Below are 24,604 nucleotides of genomic sequence, written 5' to 3' on the forward strand. Positions count from 1 at the left end.
GGCGAGCCTGAGTTTAGAACACGGACGTGTCCGGATCTTCCCTCCATCGAGGTGGCATTGATCACCGAGCGCAATCCACCGCGCCACGAATGCCGCGACCTCGTAACCCGGCCGAACTAGCGGCCGAGACCCGCAGTGAGCTCGCGCATGCAGCGGACGGCCAGCTCCGCGGCCGACCCCGCGCCGTCCGCCGGCGCATCGCCGATCGCCCACACCTCGACGGCCACCCGGATGGCGGTCGTGGCCGCCGCGGCCGTCAGGCGGATCTGCAGATCATCGGCGCCACCGGCGGCGCGTTCGGCGAGCAGCGGCACGAGCTGCTGCTCCGACACCTGGTTGACGTTCGCCCACACCGCCAGCAGCGCGGGATCGCCGACGGCCGCGCGCAGCAGGCCCCGCGTCCACCCGAAGGACTCGACGTCGTCCTCGTCGCGAACGACCATGGCGCTTTTGGCGGCCTGCTCCAGCGCATCCGGCAGGGGAATGTCGCGCGGCGTGGCCGCCAGCAGGTCCTGCCAGCGCCGGGCGCCGAACGCCAGCAACGGCGCGACGGAGTCCTGCTTGGTGCGGAAGTAGCGGTAGAAGGTGCGAAGGCTCACCCCGGCGCGCTCGGCGATGGCCTCAGCTGTCGTGCCGTCGGAGCCTCGCTCGGCGAACAGTGCGGCGGCGGCGCGAGCGATTTCCAGCTGGGTGGCGGCTTTACGGCGTTCAGTGAGGTTCACTCCCCCAGTTTAGGAATAAGGTGTCCATGTGGCATGTTGTGCCACATAGACACGATGTGTCGATCCCATGCAAGAGAGAGTGAACTCCCATGGAGCGCTTCGAAGGACGTCGCGTCCTGATCACCGGGGCCGGTTCGGGCATCGGACAGGCCACGGTGCACCGGATCCTCGCCGAGGGCGGCCGGGTCGTCGGGCTCGACCGCGACGAGCAGGGCCTGGCGGCCACCGCCGCCACCGCCGCCGAGAACGGCACCGCCGACCGGCTGACCACCGCTGTGGTGGACATCGCCGACGAGGGCTCCGTACGCGCCGGCGTGGCCGACGCCGTGGCGACGCTCGGCGGGCTCGATGTGCTGGTGAACGCGGCGGGCATCCTGCGGTCGGCGCACACGCACGAGACCACGCTGGAGTTCTGGAACACGATCCTGGCGGTCAACCTGACCGGCACGTTCCTGATGACCCGCGAGGCGTTGCCCGCGCTGCTGGAGTCCGGGCGCGGCGTCGTGGTCAACTTCAGCTCGACCTCGGCGAGCTTCACGCACCCCTACATGGCGGCCTACGCGGCCTCCAAGGGCGGCATCCAGTCCTTCACCCACGCGCTGGCCGGCGAGTACGCCAAGCAGGGCCTGCGCGCGGTCGCCGTGGCGCCCGGCTCGATCAGCAGCGGCATGACCACCGGGCGCGGCCCGGGCCTGCCGGAGGACGCCGACATGAGCCTGTTCGCGAAGCTCATCCCCGCCATCGGGCAGGGCATGGCGGGGCCGGAGACGGTCGCGGGCGTGGTGGCGATGCTGGCCTCCGACGACGGCGCGTTCGTCACCGGCACCGAACTGCGCATCGACGGCGGCACCCACATGTGATCCCCCCGTCGGGATGATCAGCGGGCGATGCCCTGGACGAAGCCCAGGTCCAGCAGGTCCTGGGGGCGCAACCGCAGGTGACCCGCCAGGTCCGGCGCCTCCGCCGGATCGCGCTTGAGGATGGCCGCGCTGGATTCGGGCGCGATGACCGCGAAGTAGGCGTCCGCGGTGATCCAGGTCCGCTCCGGCGCGGCCAGCGCCAGCGCACCGCCCGATCCGCCCTCCCCGATGACCAGCGTGGTCACCGGCACCTGAGCGTCGGCGACCGCGGCGAACACCTCCGCGATGGCCGGCCCGATGCCGCCGTGCTCGGCCGCCGCGTCGTTGGCCGCGCCCGGGGTGTCCACCAGCGTCAGCACCGGGACGCCGAGCTGGTCGGCGAGCCGGATCAGCCGGGCCGCGGTGCGGAACCCGGCCGGGGTGTTCGCGGTGCCCGCCTGGGCGGCGAACGCGACCGTTCGCCCGTCGTGGTCGCCGAAGCCGCAGATCATCCCGCCGTCCCGGCCGCCGGCGCGGTCACCGCTGATCTCGAAGCGCCGGGTGAAGTAGGCGTCCAGGTACGCCCCGGCGCGCGGCCGGTCCGCCGAGCGCGCCCGCTGCACTGCCGCCCAGCCCGTGGCGGGCGGCTCGCCACCGGCCAGCGACGCCGGGACAGGGGCCGGTTCCGGCGGCCGCACCAAGCGCTCCGGATGCAGCAGCGACACCAGATCCGCCAGCGCACCGGGCAGTTCCGCGTCGTCGACGACCTGGTCCACCTGGCCGTCGGCCAGCTTGCCCTCGGCGTGGAACGCCTCGCCGGTTTCGGACGCGTCGCGCACCCGGCTTCCGCCGAAGGCGACCGCCGCGCCGGGCGAGGCCAGCACGACGTCGGCCGCGGCCGCCAGCGCCACCCACATGCCGCCGGTGGTCGGATCGCGCAGCACCGCGATGTGCGGGATCCGCGCCTGGCGGGTCAGCAGGCAGGCCCGCGCGATCTCCTGCAGCTGGCGCAGGGCGCAGATCCCCTCCTGCATCCGGCTGCCGCCGGAGGCCACCAGCGAGATCACCGGCAGCCGCAGCTCCCTGGCCTGCTCGAACGCCGCGACGATGCGCGCCCCGGCCGCCTCCCCGACCGAGCCGCCGAGGTAGGCGAAGTCGAACGCGACGAGCACCGCCTGCCGCTGCCCGACCCAGCCGCGACCGCACAGGACCGACTCGTCCGAGCCGGTCCGCGCGGTCGCGCGGGCGCGCTGCTCGTCGTAGCCGGGCCAGCCCAGCGGGCCGTCCGCGGCCGGCGGCCCGGCCGGGGGCTCGAACTCCTCGAACCCCCGGCTGACCGACTCGACGACCGTGCGAGCCGCGGTGTGCTCAGCCATGCTGCAGTGCCTTCTTCTGCACCTTGCCCATCTCGTTGCGCGGCAACGCGTCCAGGAACCGCACCTCGCGCGGCCGCTTGTGCGGGGTGAGCAGGCGGGCGACGTGGTCGACCAGCTCCTGCTCGGCGGGCTCCTGACCGGGCGCGCGCACGATCCAGGCGATGATCCGCTCGCCCAGGTCGGCGTCGGGCTCGCCGGTGACCGCGGCCTCGGCGACCGCCGGGTGCTCCAGCAGGCAGTTCTCGATCTCGCCCGCGCCGATCTTGTAGCCGCCGCTCTTGATGATGTCGGTGGCCTTGCGGCCGACGATCCGGATGTAGCCGTCCGGCGCGCGGGTGGCCACGTCGCCGGTGCGGAACCAGCCGTCGGCGAACGCGGCCTCGGTGGCGTCCGGCCGGTTCAGGTAGCCGCTGAACAGGTTCGAGCCGCGCACCAGGATCTCGCCGACGGTCTCGTCGTCGCTGGCCGTGATCTCGCCGCCCTGCTCGTCGACGAGCTTCAGCTCGACACCGGCGAACGGGCGCCCCACGTAGCCGGGCCGCCGGTCGCCGTCGGCCCGCACGCCGCAGTTCATGATCGTCTCGCTCATGCCGTAGCGCTCCACGACCCGCTGGCCGGTCAGCCGCTCGATGCGCTCGTGCTCCACCGCGGGCAGCGCCGCGGAACCGGAGACCAGCAGCCGGGCCTTGCCGACCGAGCGCCCGATCTGCGGGTCGCGCTCGGCGTCCTCGGCCAGCCGGTGGTACATGGTCGGCACGCCGAACATCATCGTCGCGGGCCCGGCGAGCTCCTCGGCCACGGCGGCGGACGAGAACTTGCCCAGGTGGTGGACCGTGCCGCCCAGCCGCACCGGGCCGAGCGTGCCGAGGATCAGCCCGTGCACGTGGAACAGGGGCAGCGCGTGCACCAGCACGTCGCGCTCGGTCCACTCCCAGGCCTCCGCCAGCGCGTCGAGGTTGGCGCGGATCGCGCGGCGCGGCAGCACGACGCCCTTCGGCGGCCCGGTGGTGCCCGACGTGTAAACGATCAGCGCGGGGTCGTCCTCGTCCGCCTCCGGCGGCAGTTCTCCGCCGCGCACGTCCAGGTCGACCTCGTGCACCGGCACGTCGCCGAGGCCTTCCGGCCGCTGGAAACCGGGCGGCGCGAACAGCAGATCCGGCCTGCTGTCGCCGAGGATGTGCGCGAGCTCGCGCTCCCCCACCTTCGGGTTGATCGGCACCACCGCGACGCCCGCGCTCAGGCCGCCGATGACCGCCGCGCAGGTCTCCGGCGACGCCGTCGCCCAGACCGCGATCCGCTTCGCCGTCCCGACGCGCTCTGCGATCCCGGCGGCCACCGCCGCCAGCTCCCGGTAGGTCAGCGCCTTCTCGCCGAAGCGCAACGCTTCCTTCTCATCGGGCTTCCGCAACTTGGGGAACAGCACCTGCGCCGCGCCGGCCATGACCACCTCCACGATCCTGAATGTCCCGCCCGCGAACCCGCGATGCCCGGCGAGCCGGCAGTGGTCCACTGGCTCGACCACTTTTGCGCCGTTCCGGACACCTCGTCAAGTGAGTGTGGCAAAATTGGCTCATCCACTAGACCACATGGTCGGTGTTAGCCTGATCACCATCCGTCCGGCCTGGAGGAACCCGGTGTCCGAAGCCCTGCGACCGCTCGCCCGCCCGCGCCTGTACGAGCAGGTAGTGCAGCGGCTGCGGGAGCACGTGGCGGATTCCGGCCTGCGCGTCGGCGACCGGCTTCCGCCGGAGCGGGAGCTCGCGGAGCGCCTCGGCGTCAGCCGCGCGTCGGTCAAGCAGGCGATCGTGGTGCTGGAGGTGCAGGGCCTCGTCGAGGTCCGCCACGGCGGCGGCACCTACCTGCGCCGCGAGTCGCTGGACGTGGAGCCCGTCGCCGAGCTCGTGGCGCGCAAGCGCCGCCTGCCGGACGTCCTGGACGCGCGCGAAGCGCTGGAGACCAAGCTCGCGGAGCTGGCCGCGCAGCGGCGCACGGACGCCGACCTCGCGGAGATCGATGCGGCGCTGGCGGCCATGCGCCGCGAGATCGCCGAAGGCGGGCTCGGCGGCGAAGGCGACCGCCGGTTCCACGCCGCGATCACCGCCGCCGCGCACAGCTCGTTGCTGGCCGACTTCATGCGCACCATCGCGACCGAGATCGCGGAGAGCCGCCAGGAGTCGCTGCGCCAGCCCAACCGGCCGGGCAAGTCGCTGGCCCAGCACGAACGCATCGCCGAAGCGATCCGGGAGGGCAACCCGCGCGCGGCGGTCACGGCCATGCGCCGCCACCTCCAGACGGTGAGCCGGGTCCGCCTCCTCGCCTGGGACCCCGACGCCGACCCCACCCGCGCCGACGAGGCCTGACGACACACCCGGCCGAACTCGGCTCCCGCGCCGATCGGGTGATCACGCCGTTTTCGCGCGAAAACGGTGTCCGCCAGGCGTGGGAAGCGCCGTTTTCGCGCGAAAACGCCGCGCCGACACCCGAGCAGCGGCGCCGAACCGCGAGCCCCGAGGTCGGCAGCGGTGCCCCTCATTCAGCCGAACCGCCCGGTTGGGCTGTGGTCCGTTCGGGTCGGTAGGCTCGGGCGGGCCTGTTTCCGCAGCTACGGAGCATTCGACTTGATCCACCACCCGGTTTCGCAGCACGGGCCTGCCGTCGGCCGGGTGATCGGATGATCGGGTGGCTGCTGGCCACCGCGGGCACCGCCGCGCTCGGCAGCGTGTTCCCGCTGGTCAACATCGAGCTCTACCTGCTCGGCGTGGTCTCCACCGTGGACGGCGTCCCCTGGTGGGCGTTCGGGCTGGCCGCGGCCGTCGGCCAGGTTGCCGGGAAGACGCTGTTCTACCTGGCGGGCAAGGGCGGCTTCGCGCTCGGCGAGCGGTTGCGCAAGCGCGTCGAGGCCAAGCGGAAGGGCCGGTGGGCCGGCTGGTTCGAGAAGTTCCACCAGCGGACCGAGGAGCGCCCGTGGTGGGGCCTGGGCGTGCTGTGCCTCAGCGCTGTTCCCGGCATCCCGCCCTACAGCCTGATGTGCTTCCTCTCCGGCGCGGCCGGGATCCCGCTGGTGGGTTTCCTGCTCGCGAGCCTCGTCGGCCGGTCGGCGCACTTCCTGATCGTCGCCGGCGCGCCGGAGCTGCTGCACTGGCTGCCCACCGCGCTGGGCTCGTAGCCGGCGAATACCGGTCCGGGCGGCCGGGAACCCCCTGGGCGGTTAGCCGACATCGAGGGGAGCCAGCCGCAATGGGCACGGATGGGCACGATGCCAAGCAACGACAGCTCGACCAGGTCCGCCAGGACCTGGTCGACACCGAACTGACCACCCAGCAGGGCGTGCGCGTCGACCACACCGACGATGCGCTGAGCGCCGGTGAACGCGGCCCGACGCTGCTGGAGGACTTCCAGGCCCGCGAGAAGATCACCCACTTCGACCACGAGCGGATCCCGGAGCGCGTGGTGCACGCACGCGGTGCCGGCGCCTACGGGCACTTCCAGCCCTACGCCGACAACGGCCTCGCCGACGTCACCACCGCGCGGTTTCTGACCGATCCGGACCGGCGCACCCCGGTCTTCGTGCGGTTCTCCACCGTCGCGGGCTCGCGCGGCTCCGCCGACACGGTGCGGGACGTGCGCGGTTTCGCCACGAAGTTCTACACCGACGAGGGCAACTACGACCTCGTCGGCAACAACATGCCGGTGTTCTTCATCCAGGACGGCATCAAGTTCCCCGACTTCGTGCACGCGGTGAAACCCGAGCCGGACAACGAGATGCCGCAGGCCGCCTCGGCGCACGACACGTTCTGGGACTTCGTCGGGCTGCAGCCGGAAACCCTGCACATGATCATGTGGCTGATGTCCGATCGCGCGCTACCGCGCAGCTACCGGATGATGCAGGGCTTCGGGGTGCACACCTTCCGGCTGGTCGACGCGCAGGGCCGCGGGACGTTCGTGAAGTTCCACTGGAAACCGCTGCTGGGCAGCCATTCGCTGGTGTGGGACGAGTGCCAGAAGATCGCCGGCAAGGACCCCGACTACAACCGCCGCGACCTGTGGGAGTCGATCGAGGCCGGGCAGTTCCCGGAGTACGAGCTGGGCGTGCAGCTGGTCGAGGAGTCCCGGGAGTTCGACTTCGACTTCGACCTGCTGGACGCCACCAAGATCATCCCGGAGGAGGTCGTGCCGGTGCGGCCGGTGGGCAAGATGGCGCTGGACCGCAACCCGGACAACTTCTTCGCCGAGACCGAGCAGGTCGCCTTCCACACCGCCAACGTGGTGCCGGGCATCGACTTCACCAACGACCCGCTGCTGCAGGCCCGCAACTTCTCGTACCTGGACACCCAGCTGATCCGGCTGGGCGGCCCGAACTTCGCGCAGCTGCCGGTGAACCGCCCGGTGGCCGAGGTCGCCAACAACCAGCGGGACGGCTACGGCCAGCAGCGCATCCACAGAGGACGGACCAGCTACTTCAAGAACAGCCTCGGCGGCGGCTGCCCGGCGCTGGCCGACGAGGGCGCCTTCACGCACTACCAGGAGAAGGTCGAGGGGCACAAGATCCGCAAGCGCAGCGAGAGCTTCAAGGACTTCTACGGCCAGGCCACGCTGTTCTGGAACAGCATGGCGCCCTGGGAGAAGGAGCACATCGTCGCGGCGTTCCGCTTCGAGCTCGGCAAGGTCGACCACCAGCACGTCCGAGAGGCCGTGGTGCAGCAGATCGAGCAGATCGACCACGAGCTGGCCGTGGCGGTGGCCGAAGGCGTCGGGGTGGCGGCCCCGAGCGGCGGCACGCCCAACCACGGCCGCAGCTCCCCCGCGCTGAGCCTGGTGAACCAGGGCGCCGACACGATCGCGACCCGCCGCGTCGCGGTGCTGGTCGCCGACGGCGTGGACGCCACCGAGGTCGCGCAGATCCGGCGCGAGCTGTCCGAGCGCGGGGCTATGGCGGAGGTCCTCGGCCTGCGCGACGGCGACATCCGCAGCGCCGACGGCGACGAGGTCTCGGTCGACCGCGCGATGAACACGATGGGCTCGGTGCTCTACGACGGCGTGATCGTGCCGGGCGGCGCGGAAAGCGTCCGGGAGCTTTCCGGCGACGGGTTCGCCGTGCACTTCGTGGCCGAGGCGTACAAGCACAACAAGCCGGTGGCGGCCAGCGACGAGGGCATGGAACTGCTGCAACGGGCCGGGGTCGCGGAGGCCCGCAAGCCCACCGGCACCGACGGCGTGGTCACCGAGCTCGGCGTGGTCACCGCCGCGCACACCGGGGGCGCGCTGCCCGAGGGGTTCATCGCCGAGTTCGCCGCGGCTCTCGGCAAGCACCGTGTGTGGGAACGGGACACCTCCTCGGTGCCCGCCTGATCGGCACCGGGCGTGTCGGGCGCCGTTTTCGCGCGAAAAACGGCGCCCGGCACGCGTGAGGAACGGCGATTTCGCGCGAAATCGCCGTCTGGTTCCTCCCGGTTCGTGCCGGTTTCAGATCGGTGTTGATAACTTTTCGTGCTCTCGTCGGTACTCATAGCGATTGTTCGCTGGGCGTTGGCGCGGGAGTCATCTACCGTGCCTGCCTGTGAGCGTCTTTCGAACAATGCCAGTCGAGGACGTCCTGACCCGCGGCGAGCGCAGCGGTCTCATCCGCCGGCTCACCGGCCGCGACCTGGTCGGATTCGGCATCGGCATCATCATCGGCACCGGCGTCTTCACCCTGGCCGGGATCGAGGCCAAGGAGCACGCCGGACCCTCGGTGGTGCTGTCGTTCGTGGTCGGCGGCATCGTCGCGGCGCTCGCCGCGCTCGCGTACGCCGAGCTCGCGTCGGCGGTGCCGACCGCCGGCAGCGCCTACACCTACGGCTACGCCACGCTGGGCGAGCTGTTCGCCTGGATCATCGGCTGGGACCTGCTGCTGGAGTTCGCGCTCGGCGCGGCGGTGGTCTCGCGCAGCTGGTCGGGCTACGTCTCGAACCTCCTCGGCCTGCCGCCGCAGTGGTTCGGCGAGGACGCCACGGTGAACGTCGGCGCGATACTGATCATCGCGATCCTCACCGTCATCGCGGTGATCGGCATCCGCGAATCGTCGTGGGTGACCAACGCGCTGGTCGTGGTCAAGGTCGCGGTGTGCGTGCTGGTGATCGTCGCGGGGCTGTTCTTCTTCAACGGCGCCAACCTCACCCCGTTCATCCCGCCGGCCCAGCCTGCGCCGGAAACCGCGAGCGGGCTGGAACAGCCGCTGCTGCAGGCGGCGCTGGGCATGGAGCAGTCGATGTACGGCATCGGCGGCATGTTCACCGCGGCGGCGATCGTGTTCTTCGCCTACACCGGCTTCGAGGCGCTGGCCAACCTCGGCGAGGAGACCAAGCGCCCCAAGCGCGACCTGCCCGTCGGGCTGCTGGGCAGCCTGATCGTGTGCACCGTGCTGTACGTGGCGGTCGCGATCGTGCTCACCGCGATGATCGACTACCGGCAGATCGACGAGGCTGCCCCGCTGGCGGCGGCGTTCCAGTCCGTCGGCCAGCCGTGGGTGGCGGCGCTGATCGCGCTGGGCGCGGTGACCGGGCTGACGTCGGTGATGATGGTCGAGCTGGTCACGATCGGACGCATCGGCTTCGCGATGAGCCGCGACGGCCTGCTGCCGCCGAAGCTCTCGCAGGTGCACCCGAAGTGGGGCACGCCGCACCGGATGACCATCGGCGGCGCGGTGGCGATCATGCTGATGGCGGGGTTCATCCCGATCTCGGAGCTGGCCGACATGGTCAGCATCGGCGCGCTGTCCGGCTTCGTCATCGTCTCGATCGCGGTGCCGGTGCTGCGCCGCCGCAAGCCGGACCTGCCCCGCCCGTTCAAGATGCCGCTGTCGCCGGCGCTGCCGATCATCTCGGCGCTGGCGTGCCTGTACCTGATGTCCAACCTGGACCTGATCACCTGGCTGCGCTTCGGGGCCTGGCTGGTCCTGGGGCTGGCGATCTACTTCCTCTACGGCCACCGCCACGCCCGCCTCGCGAACCCGACCCGTACGAAGTGAAGGGCGCCTTCGCCCGGCACCACAGGCCAAGACGCCCTTCACCACTTCGAACGGCGCGCTTCAGGCCGCGGTGAGCTCGGCGATGGCCTTCGTGCCGAGCGAGATCAGCGCGGCGAGGCTCTCCCGGCCGATGCTGAGGACGTACTCGCTGTTCCGTCCACAGTAGAGAACCACGAGATCGTTGTGCCGATCGATCTCGTACCGCATCGGCACCTCGTCCTCCATCTCCACGAACGAGTCGATGGACATACCGGAGTAGTGCAACAGGGCCATGCTCCCGACCTTCCTCAGTGGACGACTAGGGTGACTGCTTGCAACCAGACCGTCGCCAAGCGCGACCGTCGCGTTTAAGGTTAGGGCGACAGTCGCGTTTAGGTTATGTCCCTGATCGGGTATTTCGAGATCGTGGAGGTCGTCGATGGCGCGAGCCCGCCAAACCCTGGAGCGACGGCAACTCGGCCTGGCACTGCGCCGAATCCGCGAAGAATCCGGCAAGACCCAGCAAGCGGCGGCCGAAGCGATCGGTCGAGTCCGCTCCCGCATCGTCGAGCTGGAAGACGGCAAGGGCACGCTGAGCCGAGAAGATCTTGTCGGTCTCCTGGACTTCTACGGCATATCCGGAGACGAGCGCGAAACGGTGCTCGCCCTCGGTGCGCAGGCACGGAAGCGCCAACGAGGCCGCACCTACACGGACCTGCTCCCCGGAGCCTTCCAACGCTTCGCCGACCTCGAAGCCAGCGCCACGGAGATCAGCAGCTACGAATCCGGCGTCCTCCCAGGTTTGTTGCAGTCGCCGGGCTACGTGCGTGCAGTCATCGAAGAATGCGACGGGGTGTGGTGGGACGCCACCACCGACGCCGAGTTGGAGCAACGCATCGCGTTCCGACTCGAACGGCAGGAGCGGAGTTTGAGCCCAGCCGAGTCGCGATCCTTTCGATTCGTGCTCACCGAGGATTCACTACGAGCAGTTGTCGGCAGCCCGGAAGTGATGCGCGAACAGCTTCAACACCTGGCAGCTGCCATCGACACCCGGGACGACCTCGTTGTGCAGGTCTTGGAGCAGGACGCGAGCCGGAATCCCGCCCGAGGCGGCGGTTTCACTGTCTTCGGATTCGGCGACAAGGGATCCCCCGTCGGCTTCTCCAGCACGGTGTTCAGCCCCTCGACCTACCACAGCAACGAGGCCGACACGACGATCATGCTCCGCGCTTTCCGTGGGATTCAAAGCCTTGCGCTCGATCGCGACAGGTCACGACGATTGGTAGAGCAGATCTCGAAAGGTGGCTGATCATGTCGCGAACTCCTGTCGACACCGGCTGGTTCAAGAGCTCTCGAAGCACTGGCAGCAGCGACAACTGCGTCGAGGTCCGGCTGCTCAGCCGCTCCGTGCGGGTTCGGGACTCGAAGGCTCCCGAGGACGGCGTGCTGAGCTTCGGCTCCGCCGCTTGGCGCAATTTCCTCGCGTCCTTAAAGGCGTAGCGTTTCAGCTGGTCACGGGCCGTGTGTACTTTTGGTCGTCATAGCAGCACAAAGTACACACGGGTCTCCAACAGCCGAAATGGCGATCATGCCCTGTACTACTGGGCCCAGCTGTCCGGTTGGGTTCCGTCGGTGTCGGTGAAGCCGTACTCCCCGGCGAGTTCGGCGGAGCTGACCGAGCTTTGGTTCCACCTCGCTCGGTTCGGGTCTGCGGCCAGTGCCGCGACCGCCCGGCCGACGTAGCGCGGTGATTCCGACGCTGCGAATCCACCCGGAGCAGTCGGGCGTCCGTCGGCCCGGTCGGGTTCCAATGCGGCGCGCCAGTTCGCTTCGGTGACCCCGTAGTTGTCGAGCATCATCTCCGAGCGCAGCCAGCCCGGTGTGATCGCGACGGCCGTTGCGCCGTGCGGCGCGAGTTCGTGGCCCTGGGAGAACGCCAGGCGGTTCACCGCGACCTTGGCCAGGTCGTAGAACACCGAAATGCGGTACCTCGAAGCGTTGTAGGCGGCGGTGCCGTCGGTGACTTCGACGAGCAGGCCGCCGGGCTTGGTGATCAGCAGCGGCAACAGGTGGTGCGAGGTGGTCAGGTGCGTCTCGACGCCGAGCCGGAGGATGCGCAGACCGGCCGCCAGATCGTGCTCCCAGATCGGGGTGTTCCAGTCGGCGGGCCCACCTTTGAGCCGCTCGGCGCCCCAGATGTCGTTGACCAGCACGTCGAGGTGGCCGTGCTCGGCCCGGACCCGTCCTGCCAAGCGGCGCACCTGCTCCGCGTCGAGATGATCGACCTGCATCGCGATCCCGGTACCGCCGAGGCTGGTTACGACCTCGGCGGTCTCCTCGATCGTCTCGGCGCGGTCGTAGTCCGAACCGCCACGGCCGCTCGAGCTGCTGCGTCCCGTGCAGATGACGGTCGCACCGGCCTCCCCCAGCGCAGCCGCAATACCCCGCCCGGCACCCCGGGTCGCCCCCGCGACGAGAGCGACGCGCCCGCGCAGCGCTTCTCGATCCGGCGCCCACCGCATCCCGCGATTCTGGCACGCTCGCCCAGACATCGGCCGCTCTCGGCGTCAGCCCCCGGCCGACGGATCAGCGGGACGCCTCGCTAGGAAGACCTCGGCCAGGGCCACGACCAGGGCGGCCGTCACGAAGCCGACCGAGACGATCAGGCCGTCCGAGATCGCCGCGTCGAAGCCGCTCGTCATCAGCGTGCCGAAGAACAGGCCCGAGGCCGCCGCCGTGCCCACCGCCGAACCGATTCGCTGGCCCGTCTGCTGGACGCCCGCCGCCGTTCCGCCGTGCGCCGCGTCGATCTCGCTGAGCGTCACCGTCTGGTTCGGCGAGATCACCAGGCCGCTTCCGGTTCCGGCGACTAGCAGCGGCAGCGCCGTCACCAGCCCCGCCACCTCTCCGGGGTGCGTGGCCAGCAGCAGATCCGTCGCCAGCAGGCCGAGCAGTGCCGCCGCCAGGCCGATGATCACCAGGCGGCGGCCCATCCGGTACACGATCCGGCCGCCGAGCGCCGACGCCACCGCCGAACCCACCGCGAACGGCGTCAGCGCCAGCCCCGCTTGCAGCGCCGAATAGCCCAGCCCGCGCTGGAAGTACACCGCCAGCACGAAGAAGATGCTGGTGAATCCCGCGAAGTACAGCAGGCCCAGCGTCGCGCCGAACGAGTAGCTGCGGATCTTCAGCAGCCGCAAGTTTACCAGCGGCGAGTGACCACGCACCCGGTACCAGTGCTCCCACGCCACGAAGAGCACCAGCAGCACCGCGGCGACGATCAGCAGGATCCACGGCGCCCCGCCGCCCTGCTGCTCGACCAGCGGCAGCAGCAGGCACAGCAGGCCACCGCCGAGCAGCAGCACCCCGACGAGGTCGAGGCTGCGGGACTGCTCGCGCACGCTGTCCCGCGGCAGCACCTTCAGCCCGTACAGCACCGCCGCGACACCGATCGGCAGGTTCACGAAGAACACCCAGCGCCAGCCGTGCTCCTGCCCCGCGAGCTGGATGATCAGGCCGCCCAGCAGCGGGCCGATCGCCGTCGAAATGCCCACCACCGCGCCGAACAGGCCGAACGCCTTGCCGCGCTCGCGGCCGTGGAACAGCTGCTGCATCAGGCCGAGCACCTGCGGGTTGAGCAGTCCGCCCGCGACGCCCTGCAGCAACCGGGCGATGACGAGCCACAGCGGCGTCATGGCGAACCCGGCCAGCGCGCTGGCCACCGTGAACGCCCCCAGCGCCACCAAGAACATCCGGCTGCGGCCCCGGTCGTCGCCGAGCCTCCCGGCGGGCACCAGGACCAGCCCGAAGGTCAGGGCGTAGCCGGAGACCACCCACGACAGCGCCGCCGCCGGCGCGTCCAGGCCCTGCTGGATCGACGGCAGCGCGACGTTGACGATGCTGACGTCGAGCAGGGTCATGAACCCGGCGACCAGGCAGATGGCCAGCACCCGCCAGCGCCGCGCGTTCTCCCGCCGCTCCGTCGTCTTCGCCGCCGGCTCGATGTGGTTCACGGGTCCAGCTCAGCACGTTCGTACTACCCTCGCACCATCCGGCCCGGGCCGACATTGCGACCGACTGACGTATCAATCACAGTCCGACTCCCCGCCGGCTGTCGCCGGGATCTCGATTCAAGCGATTGGCTAGGCACGTTGACCCGATCGACGGCAACCCGGCGGGATCGCAACACCACCGACTAATTGCGATTCTCGCAATGGACTGTTAGCGTTCCGTCCCGTGCAGGACACGACGGTGGCGTTGCGCCAGCGAGTGCGCGACGCGTTGCGCCAGTACCCGGGGAGCCAGCGTGCCTTCGCCGAGCAGATCGGGCTCGACCCGACCAAGCTGTCCAAGTCGCTGACCGGCACCCGCCGGTTCACGCCGATCGAGCTCACCCGCATCGCCGAGCTCACCGGCGTCACGGTGAACTGGCTGATCTACGGCGGCGCCGACGTCGAGGCGGTGGCCGCCGCGCCGCAGCGCACCGCGCGGCCCGAGCGCGAACCCGGCGACCTCCGCGAGGCGGGCCGGTACCAGCAGATCCTCGACGCCGCCTGGACGCTGGTCGCCGAGCGCGGCTACCACTCGGTGCGGATCGCCGACGTCGCCAAGGCCTGCGGCACCAGCGCCGCGACGATCCACTACTACTTCCCGGGCCGCAACGACCTGCTCACCGAGACCCTGCGGTACTCGGTGCGGCTGGCCTTCGACCGGCAGGTCGCCGAGCTGCACAGCATCGAGGACGCGCACGAGCGCCTGCTGCAGCTGGTCGAGCTCCAGCTGCCCACCCCGGGCCTGCTGCGCGCGGAGTGGTCGATCTGGCTCCAGGTGTGGACCGAGAGCGCCCTGAACCCGGATCTCCAGGTGCTGCACAACGATTCCTACACCCGCTGGCACGACACGATCGCCCGCACCATCCGGCAGGGCCAGCAGCAAGGCGTGTTCACCGACACCGACGCCGAAGAGCTCACCGTGACGCTCACCGCGCTCATCGACGGCCTGGGCATCCAGGTCCTCGCCGGGCGGCCCGGCCGGTCGGTGGAGCGGATGCGCCGCGTGCTGCGCGAATTCGTCGAGCGCGAGATCGTCCGGCACTGACACCCGAAGAACCCACCCGGGCGCGGACAACGGCGCGCCCGGGCGATCAGCCGCACCCACGGAAGGGAGAGCCCGATGGGCAACGAAGTGATCATCACCGCCGCGCTCACCGGCGCCGGTGACACCACCGGCAAGAGCGAATTCGTCCCGGTCACCCCGGAACAGATCGCCAAATCCGCGGTCGAGGCCGCCGAAGCCGGCGCGGCCGTGGTGCACATCCACGTCCGCAACGTCGAGACCGGGCAGGGCTCCCGCGACGTCTCGCTCTACCGCGAGGTGGTGGAGCGGATCAAGGAAACCGGCATCGACGTGGTCATCAACCTGACCGCCGGGATGGGCGGCGACCTCTTCATCGACCCCGACGACCCGCTCAAGCCGGTGGACGGCACCGACCTGGTCAACGGCCTGGACCGGCTGCCGCACGTCGAGGAGCTGCTGCCGGACATCTGCACGCTGGACTGCGGTTCGCTGAACTTCGGCGATGGCAGCCAGCTCTACATCTCCACCCCGGACATGCTGCGCGCCGGCGCCAAGCGGATCCAGGAGCTGGGCGTCAAGCCGGAGCTGGAGATCTTCGACACCGGCAACCTGTGGTTCGCCACCAAGCTGATCGAGGAGGGGCTGATCGACGCCCCGCCGCTGTTCCAGCTGTGCGCGGGCATCCCGTGGGGCGCCCCGCCGAACCCGGGCCTGCTGCAGGCGATGGTGAACATGCTGCCCGCCGGCGCGAACTGGGCGAGCTTCGCCATCGGCCGCGACCAGCTGCGCTGGGTCGGCCTGACCGCCGCGCTGGGCGGCAACGTCCGCGTCGGCCTGGAGGACAACCTCTACCTGAGCCGAGGCGTCAAGGCCACCAACGGACAGCTGGTCGAGCGCGCGGTGACGATCGTCGAGGGCATGGGCATGAAGGTCGCCACCCCCGATCAGGCCCGCGAGCAGCTCGGGCTCCAGAAGCGTTGACGCCGGACGTTCCGTAGTCCCTGGCGATTTCGCGCGAAATCGCCATCGGTCCCCCGTGCGGGCGGGCGATTTCGGAGCATCGAAATCACCCGCCACACGTGCGGCCGCGCATCGAAGACGACCTCGAAAAGGAACTCCCAAGTTGAACCAGAACACCCCCTCCCCCGCGGCGGTGCGGCGGGTCGCGTGCATCGGTGCCGGTGTCATCGGCGGCGGTTGGGTCGCGCACTTCCTGGCGCGCGGCTTCCAGGTGACCGCGTGGGACCCCGCGCCCGACTTCGAGACCAAGCTGCGCCGGCTGGTCGACGCCGCGTGGCCCGCGCTCATCGAGCTCGGACTCGCCGACGGCGCCTCCCGCGACAACCTCGTCATCGCCCCGACGCTGGAAGACGCCGTCGCCGAGGCCGAGTTCGTGCAGGAGAGCGCGCCGGAAGACCTTGCCCTCAAACGGGATCTGCTGGCCCGCATCGACGCTGCGACCCCGGCTGGTGTCGTGGTCTCGTCGTCGACCTCCGGCTACGGCATGACCGAGATGCAGGTGGACTGCCCGACGCCGCAGCGGCTCGTGGTCGGGCACCCGTTCAACCCGCCGTACCTCATCCCGCTGGTCGAGGTCGTCGGCGGCGAGCGGACCGAGCCGTGGGCGGTGCGGTGGGCCGCGGAGTTCTTCGAGGTCGCGGGCAAGTCCGTGATCACCATGGACCGCGAGGTGCCGGGCTTCATCGCCAACCGGCTGCAGGAGGCGATCTGGCGCGAGGCGCTGCACATGGTCGCCAACGGCGAGGCCACGCCCGCGCAGATCGATGCGTCGATCACCGAGGGGCCCGGCCTGCGCTGGCCGCTGCTCGGGCCGTGCCTGACCTTCCACCTGGCCGGCGGTGAGGGCGGCATGGCGCACATGCTCGACCACTTCGGCCCGTCGCTGAAGTCGCCGTGGACCCGGCTGGAGGCGCCGGAGCTGACCGACGAGCTTCGCGACGCCATGGTCCAGGGCTGCGAAGAAGCCGCCGACGGCCGCAGCATCGCCGAGCTCGTCGCAGACCGCGACCGGGCGGTGATCGCGGTGATGCGCGCGATCGACGGCGTGCGGAACGGCAAGTCGTGACCGGCCTGCGGGAGCACCGGGAGCGCGTCCGTCCAGAGTGGATCGACTACAACGGTCACCTCAGCGAGGCGTACTACGTGCTGGTGTTCGGCTTCGCCACCGACGCGGTGATGGACCAGGTCGGGCTCGACGCCGCGTACCGCACCGGCACCGGGTGCTCGCTGTACACGGTCGAGGCGCACGTGCGCTACCTGCGCGAGGTCAAGGCGGATGCGGAGCTCGTGGTGACCAGCCGCATCGTGGGCACCGGCGCGAAGAAGGTGCGCATCTGCCACGAGATGGCGGTCGACGGCACCGTGGTGGCGACCGAGGAGATCATGGCGCTGCACGTCGACGGCGCGCAGGGCGGCACCACGCCGTTCCCGGCGGCGATCGCCGAGCGGTTCGCCGCGCTGGCCGAGCAGCCGCCGGAGTACGCAGGGCGGTCCATCGATTGAACGTGAGCGGGGCTCCTCGGAGTCCCGCTCACCTGGCGGCGACGACCCGGTCCAGCGCCGCGCAGACCGCGATGGCCACGACGAAGAATGCGCTGGCGGCGGCGAGCAGCCGGGCCTCGGGATATCCGCCCGTGGCGAGGAATCCGGCACCTGCCGCCGCCGCACCCACCGCCGCCGCGACGACCAGCTCGACGGCCCGGACCCGCCACGACATCGCCGAGCCGCGGGCCGCTTCGTGCACGCCGCAGACCACCGCGGCCGCGATGATGATCAAGCCGACCGTCGCCGACAGCATCGGGGTGCCGAAGGAGATCCCGTAGCGGATCGGCAGCGCGGGCGCGAAGAAGAACACCAGGAACCAGCCGAGCGACGCGCTGACCGCCGTGATGCCCGGCCCGGCCTGCGAGGTCGGCAACCGGCGCGCGACCAGCCGCGCCACGACGAGCACCACGGCCGCCGCCGCCATCACCGGCGCCGCCGCCGCGAGGTGCCCGAGGTTGTAGAGCAGCGCGGTGTCGTAAACGGTCAGCACCAGGACGCCCAGCGCCGCAGCCGAAACCACGAACGCCACCAGCTCCGCCACCGAGCCGACCCGCTCCCGGCGGCCCGCGGTCAACCGCGCCAGCAACCACGGCGTCACCAGCCCGGACACGACGCGGAGCGCGATGTCCTCGGCCGTGTAGGGATTGGCCAGCGACCACTCGATCAAGCAGAACGTCGCGGTGTAGGACACCGCCACCGGCCACACCAGGACCCGCCGGAACACCTCGGCCCCGAACCACCGGCAGAGCGTCAGGTACGCCAGCAGCACGAACGGCAGCTCCAGCAGCGCAGGCACCCGCAGCAGGCTCCACGACAGCAGTTCCGGCCGCGGCCACACCTCGGCCAGCCAGGAGATCAGCGGGTTGTCATCGGCCAGCGCGAACCAGCCGGTCGGCAGGTAGCGCGCGATGAACGACGGGTCGCCGTGCCACACGCGCATCAGGTAGATCGTGCACAACACCTGGTTCAGGTAGATCGCGCCGGAGACCACCAGCAGCCAGAAACCGGGGTGCCGCAACGGGGTCGGGCGCGAGCCGCGTTGCCGCCGCGGCCACCGCCAGCCCACCAGGGCGACCACTGCGGACAAGACGATCAAGGCGCCGAGGACGACCGCCACCACGAACTCCCAAGTCGAAAAGCGCTTTCGCGGCAGAGACTATCCGGCGGCGGCCGGTCGGCGGGCGAAGTTGACCACGTTCGCCGGCCCGCGCCGGGCGTACCGTTGACACCAACCGCCTGTGTCCTCGGGAGGCTCGGGTGAACTCGACCGGTCCCCCGCCGGTGCACGACCGCGCCCGCGGGCTGTTCACGGGAGTCGGGCTCGGCGACGCGATGGGTGCGGCGTTCGAAGGCCAACCGTCGGTCACCGAGCTGGCGCTGCTGGAGTTCGAACGCGCCCACCACCAGCTGCGCTACACCGACGACACCGCGCTGACCATCGCGGTGGCCGAACACCTGCTGGAACGCGCCCGCCGCGGCGGGCACCTGCTCGACGAGGGCGAGCTGGCCACCGCCCTGGCCTGCGCCTGGACCCGCGAGCCGTGGCGCGGGTTCGCCGACTCGGCGGCGGCGACGTTCGAGCGGCTCGACTCCGGCATGCCGTGGCGGGACGCGGCGGTGTCGGTGTTCCGCGGGCAGGGTTCCTTCGGCAACGGCGCGGCGATGCGCAGCGCGCCGGTGGCGCTGGCCGCGCGAAGCGCCCACCACGCCGCGGAACTGGGCCGGCGCGCGGCGTCGGTGACCCACGCCCACCCGGACGGCCAGGAGGGAGCGGCGGTGCAGGCATGCAGCGCGTACCTGGCCCTGCACCACGACGGGCCGCTCGACCCGGAGTCGTTCCTGGAGAAGCTGGCTCACGTGATCCACGAACCGGAGTGGGTGCGGCGGCTGCACACCGTCGCCGCGCAGCTCGGGAACCGCGACCCGCACCGCGCCGCCGAGGAGCTCGGCAACGACGTGCGCGCGACGCACTCGGTGCCGCTGGCGCTGTGGGCGTTCCTAGCCCACGCCGAGGCCCCGGTCGACGTCGTGCGGCAGTGCATCCGGGCGGGTGGCGACACCGACACCATCGCCAGCATGGCGGCTGCGCTCGCCGGGGCGCTGCGCGGCGCCGCCGGTTGGCCGCAGTCGTGGCTGCGGCGGATCGAGGGGCTCACCCGGCTGCACGACCTCGGCGACCGGCTGGCCCGGCTGTCGGCGTGAGCCGCGCGCCGCGCGGCCGGGCTCGTTACCGTGGCGGTTGATCCGACCAGCTACCGACGGGAGGACTCGATGAACGCGGAAACCCCGGAAGCCGACGCCGCCGAGCAGGCCCAGCAAGCCGAGGAAATCCCCGAAGAGGAGGAGCCGGAGCCGTTGGAGGTTCCGCTCGACGCCAACCCGGCCGACCTCGCCGACCAGCACCGCCCGGTCCCGGTCGACGACGCCTACGACCACGACTGACCGCCGTCCCAGCGAGACGCGAGCGGCGCCTGCCAGACGGAGGCGCGTGCGTCACGTCGGGCCCGGAAATGCGGCGGTTTCGCGCGAAACCGGCGTTACCACGCGTGCCAAGTGGCGGTTTCGCGCGAAACCGACGTTCAGCCCGCGTCGGGGAGGACCCGGCCGGGGTTGAGGATGTTGCGGGGATCCAGGGCGTTCTTGATCGCCCGCTGGCTCCACAGGCCCGCCTCGTCGAGTTCCTCGCCCAGCCAGCGCCGCTTCAGGTGGCCGACGCCGTGCTCGCCGGTGATGGTGCCGCCGAGCCTCAGGCCCAGGGCCATGATCGCGTCGAACGCCTGCTGGGCGCGGGCCGACTCCTCCGGGTCGCTGGAGTCGAAGGCCACCACCGGGTGCATGTTGCCGTCCCCGGCGTGCCCGGCGCACAGCACCTGCACCCGGTACGTCTCGGCGATCGGGGTCAGCCCCTCGACGAGGTCCACCAGGCGCCGCCGGGGCACGCACACGTCGTCGACCAGCGTCGCCAGGCCGAGCTTCTCGTGCGCGTCCCCGACCAGCCGCCGGGCCTGCATCAGCAGCTCGCCCTCGGCCGGGTCGTCGGCGACGACCACCTCGGTGGCGGCGAACGACCGGGCCACCCGCTCGAAGGCCGCCAGGTCGCCCGGCGCGGCGTCGCCGCGATCGGACTGCACCAGCAGCATGCCCGCCACGCCGTCGGGGAAGCCGAGGTCGGCGATGCGCTGCACCGCGTGCACCGTCGGGGCGTCCATGAACTCCAGCACCGACGGCCGGTAGCCCTCCCCCAGGTACCCGGCCACGGTGCGGGCCGCGTCGGCGATGGTCGGGAAGAACGCGACCGCGGTCAGCGGTTGCGCGGTGGCGGGCCGCAGCGCGACGGTGATCTCGGTGACCACGCCGAGGGTTCCCTCGGAGCCGACGATCAGCCGCGTCAGGTCGTAGCCGGCGACTCCCTTGGCCGTGCGGCGGCCGGTGCGCATCACCCTGCCGTCGGCGAGCACCACTTCGAGGCCGCGCACGAAGTCGCCGGTCACGCCGTACTTCACGCAGCACATGCCGCCGGCGTTGGTGGCCACGTTGCCGCCGATGGTCGAGATGCTGCGGGAGCCGGGGTCGGGCGGGTAGAACAGCCCGTGCTCGCCCGCCTTCGCCGCGAACACGCCGTTGACCACGCCGGGCTGCACGACCGCGATCTGCTCCTCGGTGTCGATCTCGAGGATGGCGTCCATCTTCTCCAGCGACAGCAGGATGCAGCCGTCGATGGCGTTGGCCGCGCCGGAGAGCCCGGAGCGGGCGCCCTGCGGCACCACCGGGACCCGGTTCTCGTGCGCCCATCGCAAGGTCGTCGCAACGTCCTCAGTGGACCGGGCGCGGACCAGCACCGACGGCGTCCCGGCCGGGCAGAAGGTGGCCCGGTCCCTGCGGTGGGCCTCCAGCACGTCGGCGTCGTCGAAAACGCTGCCGTCGGGCAGCAGTTCCCGCAGCGGGTGCACGTCAGTGGCGGTCATCGGTTGCTCTCGTCTCCGACCTCGGGGGGGGCATGGTCTTACCTCTGAACCTAACCCGTGCCACCCCGGATCTCCCAGCCCCGCGACGCACATGAGTCGGGAATCCCAGTGTCAGGCCGCCCAGAGGCCGAACAACGAGGCGAAGCCCTCCCGCCAGCTCGGCCACGCCGGGCGCCAGCCCAGCGTCTCGCGCAATCGGAAGTTGGTGGCGCCGCGCTGCTCGGTCAGCTGGTGCACGGTCAGCCAGTCCAGCTGGGTCCGGGCCTGGTCCATGGTCAGCGAAACCGGGGCCGGACCGCCCGCCATCCGCGCGTAGGCCGGGAGCCATTCCGCCGATTCGGCCGGCTCGTTGTCCACCACGTTGTAGGTGCCGGGCTCGCCGCTGGCGAGCAGCTCGAGCACCGCTCCGGCCGCGTCCTCGACGTGGGTGAACGACGTCAGGCCCACCCCGTCGTCCACCAGCGGCAGTTCGCTGCCGCACACCCGCGCGTGGATCGCGCCACCAGGAGCGAACTGGGTGTCCGGACCATAAAGCGCGCCGTAGCGCAGCGCGACGCCCTCGATGTCCGGACGCGTCAGCACCGCTTCTTCCATCGCCGCCAGGGCGCGCACCGCATCACCCCAGCAGCCCGGCGCTTCCGTCCACAGTGGAGAATCTTCGTCCAGCACGTCGTGCCCGTGCGGGCGGTAGGCGGCGGTCATGCTCTGCCCGATGATGCGCCGCGCGCCGACCGCCACGGCGGCGTCGACCAGGTTCCTGGCCCCGTTCTCACGCAGCCGCGCGGTCCGGCGCAGGCCCTCGTCCTGGCCCGCACCACCGAAACCGGACGTCTGGTCGATGACCACTTCCGGCTCCACGCGGGCCAGTTCCCGGCGTAATCGCGGCGGATCCAGCACATCGGCAACGGCGACGTCGTCGACCGCGACCGCACCATCAAGTCGGTCCGCGTGCCGGACGAGCGCGGTCACGTGATGACCGCGATCCCGCAACAACGGCAGCAGGGTTCTCCCGACAACGCCGGTAGCACCGGCGACAACCACACGCAGGGGCACATCGACCTCGCACCGGGTTAAACGTCAGCGGGCTGGAAGCCTACCCCGGCGACGTACCCCACAACGGGTGAAAAAGGGCCTCCTCGGCGGCAGACCGGCACCGCAGGCGGCCCGGTTCTGCCGCCCATCGGAGGCGGCATCAGAGCTTTCCCCGATGCATCGTCATGCCCCTTCGGGCACGATCCGATCCGGTCAGACCGCGCGAATGTCCGCGGCCTGCGGGCCCTTCGGGCCCTGGGCGATCTCGAACTCCACCCGCTGCTGTTCCTCCAGCGTGCGGAAGCCGGTGGACTGGATCGCGGAGTAGTGGGCGAAGACGTCAGCGCCACCGCCGTCGGGGGTGATGAACCCGTAGCCCTTCTCCGCGTTGAACCACTTCACCGTACCGGTAGCCATTCCCTGTTCTCCTGATTCTGCTGGCCAGGGTCAACACTGTGCAGACCCCCGGTCGCCGAGCTGATCACCCGGTGCCCGGCGCGGCCGGAACACCACGGCACAAAAAAAGCGCCTGCGTTCTGGCAGGCACTTTTCCAGTACTGCTAGGACCAAAACTGCAACCACCGCAAAGCTAGCACTCAGACTGCGGGTTGTCACACACCGATCGCAGTGCGTGAACGGCGTGTGCAACCCGCAGCCTCTGCGGGGTCAAAACCGCAGGTGTCAGGGGATGCTGAGCAGCCCCTGTCCGCTAGCCTCGGCGGCGCGGTTCTGCTCACTGCGGAGCTCCGCGAGCCGCAGCGCCGCGGCGCGCGGCGTGAGGCCTTCGGTCTCCCAGGCCGCGAGCAGCGGCGGGATCTTGGCCAGCATCTCCTCCCGCAACACCTGGAAGGACAGCACCGGGTCGGCGTCGACCCGGCCGAGCAGCAGCCACCACGCCCAGGCCACGGCGCCGGCGTTGGCCACGAAGTCCGGGATCACCGGAATCCCGCGCGTCGCGAGCATTTCCTCGGCGTCCTCGGTGACCGGGGTGTTGGCCGCCTCGATGATGATCTTGGCGTTGACCTCCGGCACCTGCGGCGCCTTGATGGTGAACGAGACCGCCGCCGGGATCAGCACGTCGACCTCGGCGGAGAGGACGGCTTCGCGCGGCAGCTGCTCGACATCCGGGGGCACCTGGGCGCGGTCGATCTCGCCGAACCGGTCGCGGGTTTCCAGCAGTGCCGGGACATCGAGCCCGTCGGGATGCCACAAGGTACCCGCCGCGTCGGCCAGCGCGACGACCTTCAGCCCCGCCTCGTGCAGGTAGTAGGCCGCGCCGCCGCCCATCGTGCCGACGCCCTGCACGGCCACAGTGGTCTCCGCCTGCGCCCAGCCGCGCGCGTGCACGACGCCCAGGCAGCTCTGCGCGACGCCGTAGCCGCCGACCACGTCGCCTAGCAGCAGGCCGCCGGGCACCGGCGCGTTGAGCCCGGCGCGAACGCGGCGCAGCGTGCGCTCCGCGTCCGGCGCCCGGCGGATCGCCGCGTGGTAGGACTGATGCAGCCCGAGCTCGGCGAACACCTCGTCGATCAGGTGCTGTGGCACCCCGAGGTCCTCGGCCGTCACCCAGTGCGCGTCCACCCACGGCCGCATCGCCTGCAGGAAGCGGCTCAGCACGCCGCGGGCGGCGGGATCCTTCGGATCGCAGTCGATCCCGCCCTTGGCGCCGCCGACCGGCAGGTCGAACACGGCCGTCTTGCGCGCCATGCCACGCGCCAACGCCTCCACCTCGGACAGCGTGCAACCGGCACGCATCCGAGTCCCGCCGGTGGCGAGACCGGACACAAGACTGTGCACGACCAGGTAACCGTTGCAGCCGGTCACCGAGTCCGTCCAGATCACCCTCATCAGCGGGTCGCGGTCGACGAATACCACGGGCCGAACCTCCTCTCAGAGCGCATACCTGACGCGGGCGCGCACGCCCGGATTTCATCGGGAAACGATGTTCAGGCGACCCGCGGGGCACCCGCGACGGTCACCGGCCACTGCCGAAGAGTCGGTCAGTGATGTCGCAGCCAGAGCGAGGAAGATGACAACCATCGGG

At 70.9% G+C, this 24,604-nt stretch carries 24 protein-coding genes; 13 read left to right on the forward strand and 11 right to left on the reverse strand.

Features of this window, described 5'->3' with window-relative positions:
* Nucleotides 1-116: 116 nt before the first annotated feature.
* A complete protein-coding gene (locus tag BLW84_RS28230; RefSeq protein ID WP_093271222.1) occupies nucleotides 117-722 on the reverse strand; it encodes a TetR family transcriptional regulator in 606 nt (201 codons plus the stop codon).
* 89 nt (nucleotides 723-811) lie between these two features.
* Between BLW84_RS28230 and BLW84_RS28235 the strand changes: the two genes are divergently transcribed.
* Nucleotides 812-1,582, forward strand: a complete 771-nt coding sequence (locus BLW84_RS28235) for an SDR family NAD(P)-dependent oxidoreductase (RefSeq protein ID WP_093271223.1) — start codon at nucleotides 812-814, stop codon at nucleotides 1,580-1,582.
* Nucleotides 1,583-1,599: 17 nt separating this feature from the next.
* Here BLW84_RS28235 and BLW84_RS28240 read toward each other — a convergent pair whose 3' ends face one another.
* Together BLW84_RS28240 and BLW84_RS28245 are read right to left on the reverse strand one after the other, a co-directional pair.
* Entirely contained in the window at nucleotides 1,600-2,937 is a 1,338-nt protein-coding gene (locus BLW84_RS28240) for a carboxyl transferase domain-containing protein (protein WP_093271225.1), read from the reverse strand.
* A complete protein-coding gene (locus BLW84_RS28245) occupies nucleotides 2,930-4,378 on the reverse strand; it encodes an acyl-CoA synthetase (RefSeq protein ID WP_093271310.1) in 1,449 nt (482 codons plus the stop codon). The genes BLW84_RS28240 and BLW84_RS28245 overlap by 8 nt, the downstream gene beginning before the upstream one ends.
* 193 nt (nucleotides 4,379-4,571) lie before the next feature.
* Between BLW84_RS28245 and BLW84_RS28250 the strand changes: the two genes are divergently transcribed.
* From BLW84_RS28250 to BLW84_RS28265, 4 genes are all read left to right on the forward strand, one after another.
* A complete protein-coding gene (locus tag BLW84_RS28250; RefSeq protein ID WP_093271226.1) occupies nucleotides 4,572-5,297 on the forward strand; it encodes a FadR/GntR family transcriptional regulator in 726 nt (241 codons plus the stop codon).
* A 311-nt stretch (nucleotides 5,298-5,608) separates the two neighbouring features.
* Complete coding sequence (locus tag BLW84_RS28255; RefSeq protein WP_093271228.1) at nucleotides 5,609-6,103, forward strand: VTT domain-containing protein; 495 nt, start codon at nucleotides 5,609-5,611, stop codon at nucleotides 6,101-6,103.
* A gap of 71 nt (nucleotides 6,104-6,174) precedes the next feature.
* Nucleotides 6,175-8,286 carry a catalase gene (locus BLW84_RS28260; RefSeq protein ID WP_093271229.1) on the forward strand — a complete coding sequence of 704 codons (2,112 nt, stop codon included), beginning with the start codon at nucleotides 6,175-6,177 and terminating at the stop codon, nucleotides 8,284-8,286.
* A gap of 226 nt (nucleotides 8,287-8,512) precedes the next feature.
* Nucleotides 8,513-9,943 carry an amino acid permease gene (locus tag BLW84_RS28265; RefSeq protein WP_177226729.1) on the forward strand — a complete coding sequence of 477 codons (1,431 nt, stop codon included), beginning with the start codon at nucleotides 8,513-8,515 and terminating at the stop codon, nucleotides 9,941-9,943.
* Nucleotides 9,944-10,003: 60 nt separating this feature from the next.
* Here BLW84_RS28265 and BLW84_RS28270 read toward each other — a convergent pair whose 3' ends face one another.
* Complete coding sequence (locus BLW84_RS28270) at nucleotides 10,004-10,216, reverse strand: hypothetical protein (protein ID WP_093271232.1); 213 nt, start codon at nucleotides 10,214-10,216, stop codon at nucleotides 10,004-10,006.
* 145 nt (nucleotides 10,217-10,361) lie between these two features.
* On the opposite strand from BLW84_RS28270, the gene BLW84_RS28275 reads away from it, so the two are divergent.
* Nucleotides 10,362-11,231 carry a helix-turn-helix domain-containing protein gene (locus BLW84_RS28275; RefSeq protein ID WP_093271234.1) on the forward strand — a complete coding sequence of 290 codons (870 nt, stop codon included), beginning with the start codon at nucleotides 10,362-10,364 and terminating at the stop codon, nucleotides 11,229-11,231.
* Nucleotides 11,232-11,233: 2 nt separating this feature from the next.
* Nucleotides 11,234-11,422, forward strand: coding sequence for a DUF397 domain-containing protein (locus tag BLW84_RS28280; protein ID WP_093271235.1), 189 nt, complete (start codon nucleotides 11,234-11,236; stop codon nucleotides 11,420-11,422).
* A gap of 98 nt (nucleotides 11,423-11,520) precedes the next feature.
* On the opposite strand, the gene BLW84_RS28285 is transcribed toward BLW84_RS28280, so the two are convergent.
* Both BLW84_RS28285 and BLW84_RS28290 read right to left on the reverse strand, forming a co-directional pair.
* Entirely contained in the window at nucleotides 11,521-12,444 is a 924-nt protein-coding gene (locus BLW84_RS28285) for an SDR family oxidoreductase (protein WP_093271237.1), read from the reverse strand.
* Nucleotides 12,445-12,489: 45 nt separating this feature from the next.
* A complete protein-coding gene (locus BLW84_RS28290) occupies nucleotides 12,490-13,935 on the reverse strand; it encodes an MFS transporter (RefSeq protein ID WP_143061126.1) in 1,446 nt (481 codons plus the stop codon).
* A gap of 223 nt (nucleotides 13,936-14,158) precedes the next feature.
* Between BLW84_RS28290 and BLW84_RS28295 the strand changes: the two genes are divergently transcribed.
* From BLW84_RS28295 to BLW84_RS28310, 4 genes are all read left to right on the forward strand, one after another.
* A complete protein-coding gene (locus tag BLW84_RS28295) occupies nucleotides 14,159-15,019 on the forward strand; it encodes a TetR/AcrR family transcriptional regulator (protein WP_093271238.1) in 861 nt (286 codons plus the stop codon).
* 75 nt (nucleotides 15,020-15,094) lie between these two features.
* Nucleotides 15,095-15,979, forward strand: a complete 885-nt coding sequence (locus BLW84_RS28300) for a beta-keto acid cleavage family enzyme (protein WP_093271240.1) — start codon at nucleotides 15,095-15,097, stop codon at nucleotides 15,977-15,979.
* A 142-nt stretch (nucleotides 15,980-16,121) separates the two neighbouring features.
* On the forward strand, nucleotides 16,122-17,084 hold the full coding sequence (locus BLW84_RS28305; RefSeq protein WP_093271242.1) for a 3-hydroxyacyl-CoA dehydrogenase NAD-binding domain-containing protein: 963 nt from the start codon (nucleotides 16,122-16,124) through the stop codon (nucleotides 17,082-17,084).
* Nucleotides 17,085-17,089: 5 nt separating this feature from the next.
* Nucleotides 17,090-17,521, forward strand: coding sequence for a thioesterase family protein (locus tag BLW84_RS28310; protein ID WP_425441764.1), 432 nt, complete (start codon nucleotides 17,090-17,092; stop codon nucleotides 17,519-17,521).
* A 28-nt stretch (nucleotides 17,522-17,549) separates the two neighbouring features.
* Here the strand turns inward: BLW84_RS28310 and BLW84_RS47755 are convergent, their stop codons facing one another.
* The gene (locus BLW84_RS47755) at nucleotides 17,550-18,680 is read right to left on the reverse strand and encodes a hypothetical protein (protein ID WP_177226730.1); all 1,131 of its coding nucleotides are present in this window, start codon (nucleotides 18,678-18,680) and stop codon (nucleotides 17,550-17,552) included.
* 140 nt (nucleotides 18,681-18,820) lie between these two features.
* Here BLW84_RS47755 and BLW84_RS28320 point away from each other — a divergent pair, with 140 nt between their 5' ends.
* Together BLW84_RS28320 and BLW84_RS47760 are read left to right on the forward strand one after the other, a co-directional pair.
* Nucleotides 18,821-19,765 (forward strand): ADP-ribosylglycohydrolase family protein, encoded by a 945-nt coding sequence (locus BLW84_RS28320; protein ID WP_218157495.1) that lies wholly within the window; start codon nucleotides 18,821-18,823, stop codon nucleotides 19,763-19,765.
* Between the two features lie 69 nt (nucleotides 19,766-19,834).
* A complete protein-coding gene (locus tag BLW84_RS47760) occupies nucleotides 19,835-20,005 on the forward strand; it encodes a hypothetical protein (RefSeq protein WP_177226731.1) in 171 nt (56 codons plus the stop codon).
* Between the two features lie 137 nt (nucleotides 20,006-20,142).
* Here the strand turns inward: BLW84_RS47760 and BLW84_RS28325 are convergent, their stop codons facing one another.
* The 4 genes from BLW84_RS28325 to BLW84_RS28340 form a co-directional block, all read right to left on the reverse strand.
* Nucleotides 20,143-21,528 (reverse strand): FAD-binding oxidoreductase, encoded by a 1,386-nt coding sequence (locus BLW84_RS28325; protein WP_093271245.1) that lies wholly within the window; start codon nucleotides 21,526-21,528, stop codon nucleotides 20,143-20,145.
* 111 nt (nucleotides 21,529-21,639) lie between these two features.
* Nucleotides 21,640-22,581: an NAD-dependent epimerase/dehydratase family protein gene (locus BLW84_RS28330; RefSeq protein WP_245761439.1), complete on the reverse strand. Its 942-nt coding sequence runs from the start codon at nucleotides 22,579-22,581 to the stop codon at nucleotides 21,640-21,642.
* 192 nt (nucleotides 22,582-22,773) lie between these two features.
* Nucleotides 22,774-22,977, reverse strand: coding sequence for a cold-shock protein (locus BLW84_RS28335; protein WP_093271248.1), 204 nt, complete (start codon nucleotides 22,975-22,977; stop codon nucleotides 22,774-22,776).
* 264 nt (nucleotides 22,978-23,241) lie between these two features.
* Nucleotides 23,242-24,408 (reverse strand): Glu/Leu/Phe/Val family dehydrogenase, encoded by a 1,167-nt coding sequence (locus tag BLW84_RS28340; RefSeq protein WP_093271321.1) that lies wholly within the window; start codon nucleotides 24,406-24,408, stop codon nucleotides 23,242-23,244.
* Between the last annotated feature and the right edge of the window lie 196 nt (nucleotides 24,409-24,604).

This window comes from Saccharopolyspora shandongensis (genome assembly GCF_900106995.1).
GTDB classification, from domain to species: domain Bacteria; phylum Actinomycetota; class Actinomycetes; order Mycobacteriales; family Pseudonocardiaceae; genus Saccharopolyspora; species Saccharopolyspora shandongensis.